This is a genomic window from Allosphingosinicella sp., from assembly GCF_036570505.1.
GTDB lineage: Bacteria > Pseudomonadota > Alphaproteobacteria > Sphingomonadales > Sphingomonadaceae > Allosphingosinicella.
This window is the reverse complement of record NZ_DATCYB010000101.1, coordinates 1-14,290: the sequence shown is the minus strand read 5'-3', so window position 1 is coordinate 14,290 and position 14,290 is coordinate 1. Positions and strand designations below refer to the sequence as shown.

11 protein-coding genes are annotated in these 14,290 nt (G+C 66.0%); 2 read left to right on the top strand and 9 right to left on the bottom strand.

Annotated features, from left to right (window positions below; translation table 11 throughout):
• Both alaS and VIR62_RS12490 read right to left on the bottom strand, forming a co-directional pair.
• A partial coding sequence (alaS, locus tag VIR62_RS12495) for an alanine--tRNA ligase (RefSeq protein WP_431871754.1) occupies positions 1–2,510 on the bottom strand: 2,510 nt, incomplete at its 3' end.
• 48 nt (positions 2,511–2,558) lie between these two features.
• Positions 2,559–3,068, bottom strand: coding sequence for a hypothetical protein (locus VIR62_RS12490; RefSeq protein WP_431871752.1), 510 nt, complete (start codon positions 3,066–3,068; stop codon positions 2,559–2,561).
• Positions 3,069–3,291: 223 nt separating this feature from the next.
• Here VIR62_RS12490 and VIR62_RS12485 point away from each other — a divergent pair, with 223 nt between their 5' ends.
• Positions 3,292–5,328, top strand: coding sequence for an elongation factor G (locus VIR62_RS12485; protein ID WP_431871750.1), 2,037 nt, complete (start codon positions 3,292–3,294; stop codon positions 5,326–5,328).
• Between the two features lie 77 nt (positions 5,329–5,405).
• On the opposite strand, the gene VIR62_RS12480 is transcribed toward VIR62_RS12485, so the two are convergent.
• The 3 genes from VIR62_RS12480 to VIR62_RS12470 all read right to left on the bottom strand — a co-directional run bounded on the left by VIR62_RS12480 (position 5,406) and on the right by VIR62_RS12470 (position 8,276).
• Positions 5,406–6,728, bottom strand: coding sequence for a dicarboxylate/amino acid:cation symporter (locus VIR62_RS12480; RefSeq protein WP_431871748.1), 1,323 nt, complete (start codon positions 6,726–6,728; stop codon positions 5,406–5,408).
• Positions 6,729–6,813: 85 nt separating this feature from the next.
• Positions 6,814–7,437: a glutathione S-transferase family protein gene (locus VIR62_RS12475; protein WP_431871746.1), complete on the bottom strand. Its 624-nt coding sequence runs from the start codon at positions 7,435–7,437 to the stop codon at positions 6,814–6,816.
• A complete protein-coding gene (locus tag VIR62_RS12470) occupies positions 7,434–8,276 on the bottom strand; it encodes an agmatinase family protein (RefSeq protein WP_431871744.1) in 843 nt (280 codons plus the stop codon). Before VIR62_RS12470 ends, VIR62_RS12475 begins: the two co-directional genes overlap by 4 nt.
• A gap of 107 nt (positions 8,277–8,383) precedes the next feature.
• Here VIR62_RS12470 and VIR62_RS12465 point away from each other — a divergent pair, with 107 nt between their 5' ends.
• Positions 8,384–9,649, top strand: a complete 1,266-nt coding sequence (locus VIR62_RS12465; protein WP_431871742.1) for a multidrug effflux MFS transporter — start codon at positions 8,384–8,386, stop codon at positions 9,647–9,649.
• A 53-nt stretch (positions 9,650–9,702) separates the two neighbouring features.
• On the opposite strand, the gene recA is transcribed toward VIR62_RS12465, so the two are convergent.
• From recA to VIR62_RS12445, 4 genes are all read right to left on the bottom strand, one after another.
• The gene (recA, locus tag VIR62_RS12460; RefSeq protein ID WP_431871740.1) at positions 9,703–10,773 is read right to left on the bottom strand and encodes a recombinase RecA; all 1,071 of its coding nucleotides are present in this window, start codon (positions 10,771–10,773) and stop codon (positions 9,703–9,705) included.
• A 90-nt stretch (positions 10,774–10,863) separates the two neighbouring features.
• On the bottom strand, positions 10,864–11,685 hold the full coding sequence (locus VIR62_RS12455) for an alpha/beta hydrolase (protein ID WP_431871738.1): 822 nt from the start codon (positions 11,683–11,685) through the stop codon (positions 10,864–10,866).
• A gap of 48 nt (positions 11,686–11,733) precedes the next feature.
• The gene (locus VIR62_RS12450) at positions 11,734–12,090 is read right to left on the bottom strand and encodes a response regulator (RefSeq protein ID WP_431871736.1); all 357 of its coding nucleotides are present in this window, start codon (positions 12,088–12,090) and stop codon (positions 11,734–11,736) included.
• A gap of 40 nt (positions 12,091–12,130) precedes the next feature.
• Positions 12,131–14,290, bottom strand: a 2,160-nt coding sequence (locus VIR62_RS12445) for a response regulator (protein WP_431871734.1), incomplete at its 5' end; no start/stop codon positions are given.

The window sequence follows — 14,290 nt, the reverse complement described above, 5'->3', positions numbered from 1 at the left end:
TCGACGGCGTTGCGGCTGCCAGTGAGATCGTTGGTGACGCCGACCGCGACGCTGGCGCGGCCTTCACTGACGGCGACGAGCGCGACGACGCCGGAGCCGACCCGCTGCTTGGCTTCGTCGATGAGGCCGCGCAGACCCTTGGGGTCGAGACCTTCGATGACCTGGCCGATGAAGCCGTGGCCGCCGACTTGTTCGGGGCCGGCCGCTTCGGCCTTGCCGCCTCCGCCGAGGGCGAGCGCCTTTTTTGCTTCGGCCAGCTCGCGTTCCAGGCGGCGACGTTCCTCGACGAGCGCGGCGACGCGGGCCGGGACTTCCTCGGGCGAGGCCTTGAGCGCGGCGGCCGTTTCCTTCAGGCTATCTTCTCGTGAAGTCAGCCATTTGCGAGCCGCCTCTCCCGTCAGGGCTTCGATGCGGCGAACGCCGGAGGCGACGGCGCTTTCGGAAATGATTTTGAACAGCGCGATATCGCCCAGCGCATTGACATGGGTGCCGCCGCAAAGCTCGACCGAATAGCTCGCCTCGCCGCCGCGGCCCATGGAGAGGACGCGGACCTCCTCGCCATATTTCTCGCCGAACAACGCCATGGCGCCCGCGGCGATGGCTTCGTCCGGGCTCATCAGGCGTGTCGTTACCGTCTGGTTCTCGCGGATATGGGCGTTCACCTCGGACTCGATCGCCTCGATATCCTCGGCAGTCAGGGCCTTGGGATGCGAGAAGTCGAAACGGAAGCGGTCGGGCGCGACGAGGCTGCCCTTCTGCGTGACATGGCCGCCAAGGCGATGACGCAGCGCGGCGTGAAGCAGGTGCGTCGCCGAATGGTTGGCGCGGATACGGGTGCGGCGATCGGCGTCCACTTCGAGGCGGACGGCGTCGCCGACCTTGATCGCGCCTGACTTGACGGTCGCATGATGGGCATGGAGCCGGCCAAGCGGCTTGGATGTGTCGCTAACTTCGGCTTCCAACCCGCTGTCATTACGAATGTTTCCGGCATCGCCCATCTGGCCGCCGCTTTCGCCGTAGAACGGCGTCTGATTGGTGATGATAGTCACTTCGTCACCGGCCTTGGCGCTATCGACGCGGGCGCCATCCTTGACCAGCGCGAGCACCCGGCCCTCGCCTTCATGGCCGGTGTAGCCAGTGAATTCGGTCGAGCCATGTTCCTCGGCGATGTCGAACCAGAGGTCGTCCGAGGCCTTCTCGCCCGAACCCTTCCAGGCGGCGCGGGCAGCGGCCTTCTGCTCGGCCATGGCGACGTCGAAGCCGGCGCGGTCGACGGCAAAGTCCTGGGCGCGAAGGGCATCCTCTGTGAGATCGTAGGGAAAGCCGTAGGTGTCGTAGAGCTTGAAAGCGACGTCGCCCGGCAACGTGTCGCCCGCCTTCATGGTCGCCGTGGCTTCCTCAAGGAGCCGGAGACCCTTGTCGAGCGTCTGGCGGAACTTCGTCTCCTCGAGCTTCAGCGTCTCCTCGATGAGCGGCTGCGCGCGGACCAGCTCGGGATAGGCCGCGCCCATTTCGGCGACCAAGGCCGGCACGAGCCGGTGTATGAGCGGCTCGGCGGCGCCGAGGATGTGCGCGTGGCGCATGGCGCGACGCATGATGCGGCGGAGAACATAGCCCCTCCCCTCGTTGGCCGGCAGCACGCCGTCGGCGACAAGGAAGCCGGAGGCGCGGAGGTGATCGGCGATCACGCGGTGGCTCGCCTGGCGCGTGCCGGTCGTTTCAGTGCGGGTGAACTCGCCGCTGGCCTCGATCAAGGCCTTGAAGGTGTCGGTGTCGTAATTGTCGTGGACGCCCTGGAGCACGGCGGCGATGCGCTCCAGGCCCATGCCGGTGTCGATCGACGGTTTGGGGAGGTCGACCCGAGTTTCCGGGTCGATCTGCTCATATTGCATGAAGACGAGGTTCCAGATCTCGACGAAGCGGTCGCCGTCTTCGTCCGGCGAACCGGGAGGGCCGCCGGCGATGTGGTCGCCATGGTCGTAGAAGATCTCCGAACAGGGGCCGCAGGGCCCCGTATCGCCCATCGCCCAGAAATTATCCGACGTCGGGATGCGGATGATGCGGCTCTCGGGCAGGCCCGAAACCTTGCGCCAGAGGTCGAATGCCTCGTCGTCCGTATGGAAGACCGTGGCGGTGAGCCGGTCAGGATCGAGCGCCCATTCCTTCGTCAGCAATGTCCAGGCGTGGTGGATCGCCTGCTCCTTGAAATAATCGCCGAACGAAAAATTCCCCAGCATCTCGAAGAAAGTATGGTGACGGGCCGTGTAGCCGACATTGTCGAGGTCGTTGTGCTTGCCGCCGGCGCGGACGCATTTCTGGCTCGAGGTCGCGGTCGAATAGGGGCGCGTCTCCAAACCGGTGAAGACGTTCTTGAACGGGACCATGCCGGCGTTGACGAACATCAGCGTCGGATCGTTGTGCGGCACCAGCGGCGCCGAAGGGACGATCTGATGCCCGTCACCCCCGAAATAATCGAGGAAGGAGCGGCGGATGTCGTTGGTCGAAGTCATGCCGGCGATGTAGGCGAGGCGCGGCGGACGGGCAAGCGGCGCCAGGCGCTAGTAGCGCGGTGCTCTATGAGCAGGAAGCGCCGCCGCCGGGATCACCGACTGCTCCTCGACGGCCATAGACACGGCGGCCTTGTGCGCCGCCGCTGCTTCGTGGCTTACCGGATAATAGGCGTAGCGTTCGATCTGCTTTGTCTCGACGTCAGTCGAAGGAACCGCCGGCGCGATCTCGATGTCGCTCATCGGTTCGAATTGATAGACAGCCTCGACCGGCGGTGAGAGTTCCGGTGGCAACCAGGCTTGCTCTATGCCGGCATTATATCGCCGTTCGTATAGAATCTCACGAGCGTCGCAGCCGACGCACTGATAGGCGAAATCCGCCTCAGCGCCAGCCCGTTCCATCGGCTGCCCCCTCGGACGTGACAGACTGGCGGCGGGGACGAGCTCTGCATAGGAGCCGGTGCCGTTAGGGCTTGAGAAATAGAATGGGTCGACGGCGCCGATAGCCGAGCGGCCGAGGTGAATTCCAAGTCCGACGCCGATCAGCGTCGCCACAGCCATCGTCGAGAGCATCCTCGCCCGCGCCAAAATCCCTCTCCAAAGGACCGACCGGCCCATTTACCGCCCTGTTGAATCCTGTCCAACCCGTGGCGGGCGGGGAACGTTCCAAAGTCGGGCTGGATCGCATTTTCTCCCCCTTGCGCTCGTCGCCTTATAGGTGGACGGTAGGCTCGTGGCGCGAGTGCGCTCCGGCGGTTCGCGCAGCGGAACGAAGGAGAAGATCATGCCGGAAAAATCAGTTGGCACCAGGACCGTCGCCCTCGTCGGGCCGGGCGGCGCGGGCAAGACGAGCCTCGCGGAAGCGCTTCTGTTCGCTTCCGGAGGCATGGACCGGCAGGGAAGCGTCGACAATGGCAGCAGCGTCGGTGACGCCAGTCCCGAAGCGCGTTCGCGAGGCGGCTCGACCGAGCTCAACCTCATGCATTTCGAATTTCTGGGCGACAGGTTCGCGGTCCTCGATTGCCCCGGCTCGGTCGGCTTCTCGGCCGACGGCGCGCTCGCGCTGGCGGCGGCGGACATCGCGCTGGTCGTGGTCGATCCCGAGCCGGATCGCGCCATCCTCGCCGAGCCGGCGCTGAGACAGCTCGAAGCCCTGGGCATTCCGCACGCCATCTTCGTCAACAAGATCGATCAGGCGCGTGGTTCGATCCACGACTTGCTTGAAGCGCTGCAGCCAATGAGCGCCTCGCCGCTGATCGCGCGACAATTACCAATCCGCGCTAAGGACTCGGGGGGCGAGAAGGTCACCGGATTCGTCGACCTCGCGCTCGAACGCGCCTTTCATTATCGGCCCGGCAAGTCCTCCGAACGGACCGAGATTCCGGCGGACCTGGCAGAGCGCGAGGCGGCCGATCGCTTCCACATGCTCGAACAGCTCGCCGATCATGACGACAAGCTCCTCGAGCAGCTTCTGATGGACGAAACGCCCGATCTGCCGACCGTGCTCGCCGACTTGGTGCGGGAGACTCGTGAGAATCTGGGCGTGCCGGTGCTGTTCGGATCGGCTCTCAACGGTTTCGGAGTGCGACGGCTGCTGAAGGCGCTGCGCCACGAGGCGCCCGATCCGGCCGCCGCGGCCGAAAGGCTCGGCGCGGAAAACGGCTGCGCCTTCGTCTTCAAGATTTCGCATGGCGGCGCCATGGGACGGCTGGCCCTGGCGAGGGTGTTCGGCGGGACGTTGAGCGAAGGTGACGAGCTCAGGAATCCGTCCGGCGACCCCATCAGGATTGGAACGCTGTTCGCGGTGCAGGGCGAGAAGACGACGAAGCTCGGCAAGGCCGATACCGGCGACGTTGTCGCCATCGCCAAGGCTGAGGAAGTCGGCGCCGGCGAGTGGCTGAGTGCGGGCAAGTCGCCCCCCTCACCCGACGTCGAGCGGCCCGCGAGCAATTATGTGCTGGCCATCACGACGCGTGACAGAAAGGACGATGTCCGCCTGTCCACCGCGCTCCACAAGCTGGTCGAGGAAGACTCGTCGCTCCACTGGGACCAGGACGAGGCGCTCCATGAGACGCGGCTGAGGGGCGTCAGCGACGAGCATTTGAGAACCACCATCGCGCGGCTCAAGCGGCGCTACGGCGTGGCGGTGGATTCGAAGGAGCCGACGATCGGCTACAAGGAATCGATCCGCAAGGGCGTCACCCAGCGCGGGCGGCACAAGAAGCAGTCCGGCGGCCATGGCCAGTTCGGCGATGTCATCATCGAGGTGAAGCCGCTGGGTCGCGGCGAAGGCTTCCAGTTCGACGAGCGCATCCATGGCGGATCGGTGCCCAGGCAATATATTCCCGCCGTCGAGCAGGGCGTCCGGGATGCGATGCAGAAGGGACCGTTGGGCTTTCCCGTGGTCGACGTAGCAGTGACGCTGATCGACGGCAGCTATCACAGCGTCGACAGCTCGGAGCTGGCCTTCCGGACCGCCGGCAGGATCGCGATGAGCGAGGCGCTGGAAGCCGCCTCGCCGCACCTGCTGGAGCCGGTGCATCGCATCACCGTGACGGCACCGGGGACAGCGACTTCGCGTGTAACCTCGGCGATCTCGAGCCGGCGCGGGCAGATGCTCGGCATGGGGCCGCGCGAGGGCTGGTCGCGCTGGGACCGGATCGAGGCGCTGATGCCCGAATCGGAGTTGCAGGGCCTCGACGCGGAGCTCAGGTCACTGAGCCAGGGCCTCGCCACCTATGAGGCGGAGTTCGACCATCTGGCCGAGCTCAACGGCAAGCTCGCCGACGAGGTCGTGCAGCGCGAGCTGGAGCCTGCTTAGGTCCCCCTCCCGCTTGCGGGAGAGTAATAAGGGGGCTGTTCCTCCCCCCGGCCCTTCCCGCGAGCGGGAGGGGAGCTCTAGCTGGGATGGGCCTCGGCGACCGGCGCGTCGTCCATGGCGGTCGCCGGCACGTCCTCCTCGCCCCGTGAGATGACCACGGCGGCGGTGAGGTCGCCGGTGACGTTGAGGGTCGTGCGGCACATGTCGAGCAGGCGATCGACGCCGAGGACGAGGCCGATGCCGGCGGGTGGGACACCGACCATGCCGAGGATCAGCGCCACGACCGGCAGCGAGCCGGCGGGAACGCCGGCGGTGCCGATCCCGCCCAGGATGCAGACCAGCAGCACCATGCCCTGCTGCGCCAGCGTCAGCTCGACGCCGAAGAATTGCGCGAGGAAGAGGACGGTGATGCCCTCGAACATGGCGGTGCCATTCTGGTTGGCGGTGGCGCCGATGGTGAGGACGAAGCGGGAAACGCGGCCAGGGAGCTGCAGGTTCTGATCGGCGACGCGAAGCGCCGTCGGCAGGGTCGCGTTGGACGAAGCCGTCGAGAAGGCCATGACCATGGCTTCCTGGATTTGCTTGAAGAAATAGATGGGCGACATCTTGCCAAGGAAGCGCAGCGCCAGCGGATAGGTGACGAACATGTGGATGCCGAGCGCGAGCAGCACCACGCCGACATAGGCGCCGAGCCGCACCAGCAGATCCCATCCGAACACCGCGGCGAGGTTGAACATGAAGCAGGCAATGGCGAGCGGCGCTAGGCGGATGACAATGCCAATGAGGCGCATCGCCACGTGGAAGATGCCTTCGATCGCTTCCTGGAGGCGCTGCGCCTGCGGCGTGTTCACCAGCAGCAGGCCGATGCCAAAGATCAGCGCGAAGAACATGATCGCGAGGATGTCGTTGGCCGAGGCGGCGGCGAAGACGTTGTTCGGGATGATGTTGAGGAAGGCATCGACGCCCGACGGCGATTCGGCGCTCTGCGAGACGATCGCCCCCGCCCCTTCGCGCGCGTCGACGAGGAGCTGACGGGCAAGCACCGGATCGACGCCGGCGCCGGGCTCGAAGATGTTCACCACCGACAGCGCGATGAGGACGGCGATGGTGGAGATGACGACGGTGAAGATCAGCGTCTTGATGCCGACGCGCTTCAGCGAGCGGATATCGCCCATCTCCGCGATGCCGACGACCAGCGCCGAGAAGAGCAAGGGGATGACCAGCATGAACAGGAGGCGGAGGAAAATCTGGCCGATGGGGCCGGTGACATAGGTGGTTATCGCTTCGACCCAGGGCGCGTCGGGCGAAGTCATATGGGCGATGAGCCCGAGGGTCAGGCCGACGATGAAGCCGATCAGCATTTTCATTTGCAGCGAGATGCGGCGTCCGTCTTCAGCCATTGGCCCTCTTCTCCCCGTATTTTCTCATTGATTGGATTTGCGCGCACGGTGCAGCTTATCCGTGGCTTGTCAACGGCGACGCGCCTCAGGCGTAGGCGTAAGGTCCGCCTTTCGCCAGTGCTTCGCCATAGGCGGGACGGGCGTGGATTCGCTCCAGCCAGTCGATCAGGTGCGGCCGGCGCTCGTCGAGGCCGCCGCGTGCGCGCGACGCTTCGAGCGGGAAGCTCATCATGACGTCGGCGGCGGTGAATTCGTCCCCCGCGAACCAGTCGCGGGTGGCGATCTCGCCCTCCAGCCAGTCGAGATGATCGTCGAGCATCTTCTGGATGGGAGCCCGGGCCGGCTTGCCGAGAAGACCCAGGCGATTGACGACGAGGAGCCCGAACAGCGGCGGCATCATCGAGCCTTCCGCGTAATGGAGGAAATGGCGGTAGCGAAGCACGGCCTCCCGGTTGGCGGGCGGACCGAGCTTCCCTTCCGCCTTCTCGACCAGATATTCCACGATCGCGCCGGTCTCCGCGACGATACGGCCGTCGTCCTTGATCACCGGCGCTTTGCCGAGCGGATGGACGCGCTTCAGCGCCGGCGGCGCGAGCATCGTCTTGCGATCCCGCTCGTAGCGGCGGATTTCATACGGAATCCCGAGCTCCTCCAGCAGCCACAGCACCCGCTGCGAGCGTGAGTTTTCGAGATGGTGGACGATGATCATGACGGACGGGTCCTGAGCACGAGCGCGGCGATTTCCCTGACGAGCTTGGCGGCCAGCACGGCCGTGACGCCGTTCAGGTCGCGATCCGGATTGTATTCGACGATGTCCGCGCCGACCACCGGCGCGTCAAGGCGATCGAGAACGGCGAGGACGTCGCGAACGGTGAGCCCGCCTGGTTCATGATGCGACACGCCCGGGGCCACGGAGGGGTCGAACCCGTCCAGATCGATGCTGATGTAGACGGGACCGGAGAGCCTCGGCACCCGCTCCGGCGCGAAGCCGCGCATCGGCACGATTTCGACGCCGAAGCGCTCGGCCTGTTCGCGGCAGTGGCGATTGAGGGTGCGGATGCCGACCTGCACCAGCCGGCGGGCATGGCCGCCCTCCATGATCCGGGCGAACGGCGAGGCGTGGGAGCGCGGATCGCCTTCGAAATCGTCATAGAGGTCGGGGTGGGCGTCGAAATGGAGGATGTCGACGGGCCCGTGCGCCGCGGCGACGGCTTCGACGATCGGGAAAGAGACCGAATGGTCGCCCCCCAGGGCGAGCGGCACCGCGCCGGCCGCGATGGCCTCCGCGACGGCGCGGCAGATGCGTTCGTCGTCCGCCGGCTCTTCGGCAAGGGGCAGGTCGCCCGCGTCTTCGATACGGATGTCGACGCCGATTTCCACGCCGGATTCGGCGGCCATGTTGGAGTGGTCGGAGCCGAGCGCGGCGCGGATCAGGGGCGGCGCGGCGGCGGCCCCCCGCAGGAAGCTCGAATGGCTGTCGGTCGGAAGGCCGATGAGCCGAACCGCCGGCGCGGTCCGCGATTTATCGAGAGGATTATCCGCGGTCATGGTCCAAGGTTGCCTATTGCAGCTTTTGGGCGGGGTTGAAACCGGCGCCGGCGCGCCGCATGTGGCCCGAGCGAGGCGGCGCGGCGCGGCTAATGACAAGGACGATAATGACCCAGCGCGCGCCTGCCCCCATGACGCCTGTTCACAAGACGCGATGGGATGGCCCCGGCCTCGGCGAGTTCATTGCCATGATGGCAGCGTTGATGGCGGTGAATGCCCTCGCGATCGATTCGATGCTGCCGGCCCTCCCCGCCATCGGCGACGCGCTGAACGTGTCGGAGGACAATCGCCGCCAACTGGTGATCACCGCCTACCTGCTCGGATTCGGCGGCGCGCAATTGCTCTACGGGCCGATCTCGGACCGGCTCGGGCGCAAGACGATCCTGGCCGGAAGTCTTTTCTTCTACGGTGTCTTCGCCATCATGTCGGGCCTAGCGAGCAGCTTCGAGATGCTGCTCACCGCTCGCTTCCTTCAGGGCGTCGCCGCATCGGCGACACGGGTGCTGGTCGTGGCGATCGTGCGCGACCGCTATCAGGGATCGCAGATGGCGCGGCTGATGAGCCTCGTTTTCATCGTCTTCATGATCGTGCCGGTGTTGGCGCCCGCCTTCGGACAGGCCGTGCTTGAGGTGGCGAGCTGGCGGTTCATCTTCATCGGCCTCGGCGTCTATTGCACGATCGTGCTCGCCTGGGCGCTGATCCGGCTGCCCGAGACGCACCTGCCCGAGAAAAGGCGGCCGCTTTCCATCCGCCATATCAGCGATGCCGTGGCGACGACGCTTCGTCATCGGTTGTCGATCGGCAACACGATTGCCCTCACGATGGTGATGGGCGGGCTGTTCGGTTTCATCAACTCGATCCAGCAGATCGTCTTCGATGTCTTTGAAAGGCCGGATCTGATGGCGTGGGTCTTTGCCGGCATCGCGGGGCCGATGGCGCTCAGCTCCTGGCTGAACTCCCGCATCGTCGAGCGGATCGGCTCCAGGCGCATCATGCTGAGGGCGCTGGGGGCCTTCACGTTCTTCGCGGCGCTCCACCTCGCGCTCGCCGCCTTTCATGGCGAGACTTTGCTCGTCTTTATCCTGCTCCAGGCGCTCACCATGGCCTCGTTCGGCCTCATCTCGGCCAACCTCGGCGCCATCGCCATGGAGCCTCTGGGTCATATCGCCGGCACCGCTTCGTCGGTTCAGGGCATGATCACGACCGTCGGCGGCTCGCTGGTCGGCCTCGCCATCGGCCAGAGCTTCAACGGAACGACCATGCCGTTCCTGCTCGGCTTCACCCTTTGCGGGCTGACGGCGCTCGGCGTCGCGCTCTGGACCAACCGGCCCGAGGAGACGATGCCGGGCACCATCGCCGACCTGCCGGACTGACGCGAAGTTGAAGACGTTGAAGGTTGGGCGAGCGCGACCGCCCGCGCCTCCCGTCAAATATCGTCGTCGGCGTCGGGACCCGTCATCATCACTTCGGCCACCTCGTCGGTCTTGCCGCGGACGGCGGCTTCGATACGCGCGGCGATCTCGGGATTTTCCTTGAGATAGGTCTTGGCGTTCTCGCGGCCCTGGCCGATGCGGATCGAATCGTAGCTGAACCAGGCGCCGGACTTTTCGACGATGCCGGCCTTGACGCCTAGGTCGAGCACTTCGCCCATCTTGGAGACGCCCTCGCCATACATGATGTCGAATTCGACCTGTTTGAACGGCGGCGCGACCTTGTTCTTGACGACTTTCACCCGGGTGGTGTTGCCGACGATGTCGTCCCGGTCCTTGATCTGGCCGGTGCGGCGGATGTCGAGCCGGACGCTGGCGTAGAATTTGAGCGCGTTGCCGCCGGTCGTCGTTTCCGGATTGCCGTACATGACGCCGATCTTCATGCGCAGCTGATTGATGAAGATGACCAGGCATTTGGACTTGGAGATGGAGCCGGTGAGCTTCCTCAGCGACTGGCTCATCAGCCGCGCCTGGAGGCCGACATGGCTGTCACCCATCTCGCCTTCGATCTCGGCGCGCGGGACCAGGGCGGCGACCGAATCGACGATCAGGATATCGATCGCGTTGGAGCGCACCAGGGTATCGACGATCTCGAGCGCCTGCTCCCCCGTGTCGGGCTGCGAGACGATGAGGTTATCGACATCGACGCCGAGCTTCTTGGCATAGACCGGATCGAGGGCATGCTCGGCATCCACGAAAGCCGCGGTGCCGCCCTGCTTCTGAGCTTCAGCCACCGCGTGCAGTGCGAGCGTCGTCTTGCCCGAGCTTTCCGGCCCGTAGATCTCGACGACGCGGCCGCGCGGGAGACCGCCGACGCCCAGGGCGATATCGAGCCCAAGCGAGCCGGTCGAAATGGTCTCGATCTGGACCGCCTCGCGCGAGCCGAGGCGCATGGCCGAGCCCTTGCCGAAGGCGCGGTCGATCTGCGCCAGCGCGGCATCGAGGGCTTTCTGCTTGTCCATATTTTCGGAATTCCTGTCGGATACGACTTTCAAGGATGCCACCATGGCCTTGTCTCCCCTAGGATGTCCGCGCCGCACGTTCAACGCTTGCCGGTTTGTGTATATGCTTTGTTCCGTGAGAACAAGAGGGAAACATCAGGACCTGACGGAGAGCGATTTCATGCGTCGGAGGGCCTCGATCATCGCCTCGCGGAAGGCCGGGCGATCGTAGATGTCGTTGTGGCCGGCGCCGGCGATCGTCCAGTCCAGCACGAGATTGGGAACAACCGGCCGCAAAGCGTCGGTGCGCTTCGGCGGGACCAAGGTGTCGCGGGCGCCGGCGATCAGGGCGACGGGCGCGGTGACGCACGCCAAGTCTTCCACGGGCGCCATGCGGTGGCGGAGTAACAGGCCGATCGGCAGCCAGGGATAATGGCTGCGTGCCAGCGCGGCGAGCGAATCGAAGGGCGTCACCAGGATCAGCCCGTCGAGAGGACGGCGGCTGGCGAGGCGCGCCGCAATGCCGCCGCCGATGCTGAAGCCGACCGCGACGATTCGGTCGGGTTCGAGCGATTTCGCGATGAAGTCATGGATGAGCGGCGCGTCGGCGAGCAACGTCTCGGCGCTCGGCCTGCCGCCACTGGGTCCGTAGCCGCGATAGTGGAAGGCGACCACGTCGGCCTCCGGGTAGAGGCCGTGGAGGTAGGCGGCGACATGGTCGGCGTTCCAGGCATTGCCGCCGAAGCCCAGGATGACGAGCCTGTTTCCTTCGCGCGACCGCGTGGGCGGAATGTGGAGACCGTGGATGCGTTCGCCGTCCGGCATCGCCAGAGCAAGATGCCGGGCGCCGGCGGGGAGCGGCCCGGACGGTCCGGCGAGACGGGCCGGGAAGAGCAACGCGGTCTGGAAGAAGAAGACGGCCGCCAGCACCAGCAGATAGGCGACGGCGCCGACGATGAGCAGCTTCACGAACCACATGGCCTGGGTCCTAGCCCGAAACCGGCGATTTGTGGACGGCCGGCCTTCCTAGCGGCAGGCGGCGCTCAGCGCGGGTTCGATGGCGTCGAGCGTGTAGGGCTTGGCGAGCACGGGAACGGCGGCATACTGGGCCGGAGGGGGCTCGACGTGGCCGCCCGTCGCGAGGACGAACGGGCAGCCCACCGCGGCGAGCCGATCCGCCACCGGCCAGACTTTCTCTCCACCTTTCAGGTGCACGTCGACGATCGCGACATCGAAGCCCCCTTGGTCGATCCGGGCCAGGGCGGCCTCGACCGTCTCGACCGTGTCGACCACCTTGTGGCCGAGGGAATCGAGGAAGTCCTCGAGCATCATGGCGATCAGGGGCTCGTCCTCGATGACGAGAATGCTGCGACTATCATTCACGAGCCCGCGATTAAGGCTTGTTGGCTGAATATCCAAAATATTATTTCGCCAGCAGCGTGTCGCGGGCCGCTTCGGCCAGCTTCTGCACGGAGAAGGGCTTGGCGAGGAAGGAAACGCGTTCGAGGTCGATCGAATTCCTCAATTGTTCTTCCGCATAGCCGGAGATGAAGAGGATCGGCAGGTTCGGGTGGGTCTTGCGGGCATGGCGGACGGTGGTCGGCCCGTCCATCGTTGGCATCACGACATCGGAGATCATCAGGTCGACCTTCTCCTCGCGCGCGAGTATCTCGAGCGCCGCTTCGCCATTCTCGGCGGTGAGCACCTTGTAGCCGTGACGCGTCAGCGCCCGCTCCGCCACCGCCCGCACCATCGCCTCGTCCTCGACCAGCAGCACCGTCCCTGTGCCCCACAACTCCCCCTTGGTCTCCGGCGCCTGGGCGGCGCGTTTCCTGGTCTCGGCACGGTGGACGGGAAGGTAGATGGCGAAGCTGGTCCCCTCTCCTTCCTCCGATTCGGCGAAGATGAAGCCGCCCGATTGCTTGACGATGCCGTAGACGGTGGAAAGACCGAGGCCGGTTCCCTTGCCTATTTCCTTGGTGGTGAAGAACGGCTCGAAGATCTTGCCGAGCATGTGCCGGGGAATGCCGGTGCCGGTGTCGGAGACGCGAAGCCCGGTATACTCGCCGAGTGGCAGGATATCGCCGCCGATCTTGCGCGCCTCGTCGGGCGAGACGGCGAAGGTCTGGAGTGTCAGCGTGCCCCCACCCGGCATGGCGTCGCGCGCATTGACGGCGAGATTGACGATCACCTGCTCGAGCTGGCCCGGGTCGGCGCGGACCGCCCCCAGATTGCGGCCGTGCTTCACCTGCAGCTTCACCGTCTCGCCGAGCAGCCGCTTCAGAAGATTTGAAACCTCCGAGATGACGTCGGGAAGCTGGAGCACCTGCGGGCGCAGCGTCTGCTGGCGGGAGAAGGCCAGCAATTGTCGGGTGAGGCCGGCGGCGCGGTTGGAGTTGCTTCGGATCTGCTGGATGTCGTCATAGTCGCTGTCGCCCGGCGCGTGGCGCATCAGCATGAGGTCGCAATAGCCGAGGATAGCGGTCAGGATATTGTTGAAATCGTGGGCGACGCCGCCGGCGAGCTGGCCCACCGCCTGCATCTTGGTGGCTTGGGCGACCTGGCGCTTCAGTCGGTCCGCCTCGCTATTGTCCTTCAAGGACAGGATCACCGCGGCGTCGCCCATGCCTCTTGCCCCCGCGAGAGTCAGGGCCACGGGTTCCTCCGGCTGCGACCTGAGGCGCACCGCCATGTCGCTGGACGTGGTTGGGCCGCGAGCGAAGCGGCGGACGGCGTCGGAAACCGGCGACTTGTCCTCATCGACAACGAGATCGCCCGGATAGAGAGGACGCGCGTCCTTGGGCAGCCCGGCGGCCTTGCGGAAAGCCTTGTTCAGATAGACGAAGCGGCCGTCGACATTGGCGAGGGCAAGGCCGAGCGGCAGGAAATCGAGCAGGGCATTGACGCTGGCGCTCTCCTCGGTCCGGAGGCGCCCGCCACCGGGGAGGTCGTCGAGGAGAAGGAACAGGGTTAGCGGCCGCTGTCCGTCAGCCACCGGAATCTGGACGATGCGGAGCGGCGACCCGCCCTTGCCCTCGTGGGCGAAATGGAACTGGCCATCTTCGGTGGCGACGAGGAGCTCGACCAGCGGTGTCCCCGAGATCGCGGTCTCCGCCTGGCCGATGGCGCGGGTGACGAAGGCCCGATTGGCGGTGAGCAGCTTTCCTTCGCCATCGGCCAGTGCCGCCATCACGCCCGCCTCGCCGATCCGGTTGCCGGCCTCGCCCGTGATGAGCCTGCGCGCGTCGCGAACGAGGTCCACATTCTCCGAACGACTGAACGTCCACAGCAAATGGGTTCCGGCGAAGCCGGCGCGTTCGACGGTGAGGCTGAGAGCGAGGCCGTTGATGCGCAGCTGGTCGGCCTCGACGTAACCGTCGCGGCGGGCCTCACCGGCCGCCACTTCGAGGAAGGAGAGGTCGGCGGTCAGCGGCAGGCCGACGGGCGCGGTGGAGCCGAACCATTGGCCGTAACGGTCGTTGGCGACCAGCAAGGCGCCGGCCTCGTCGGTGATCGCGACGCCCGCGGTGGCGCTGTCGACGGCGGCGCGGAGCAGCGCCACGTCGAGGCGCGGCGACGCGCC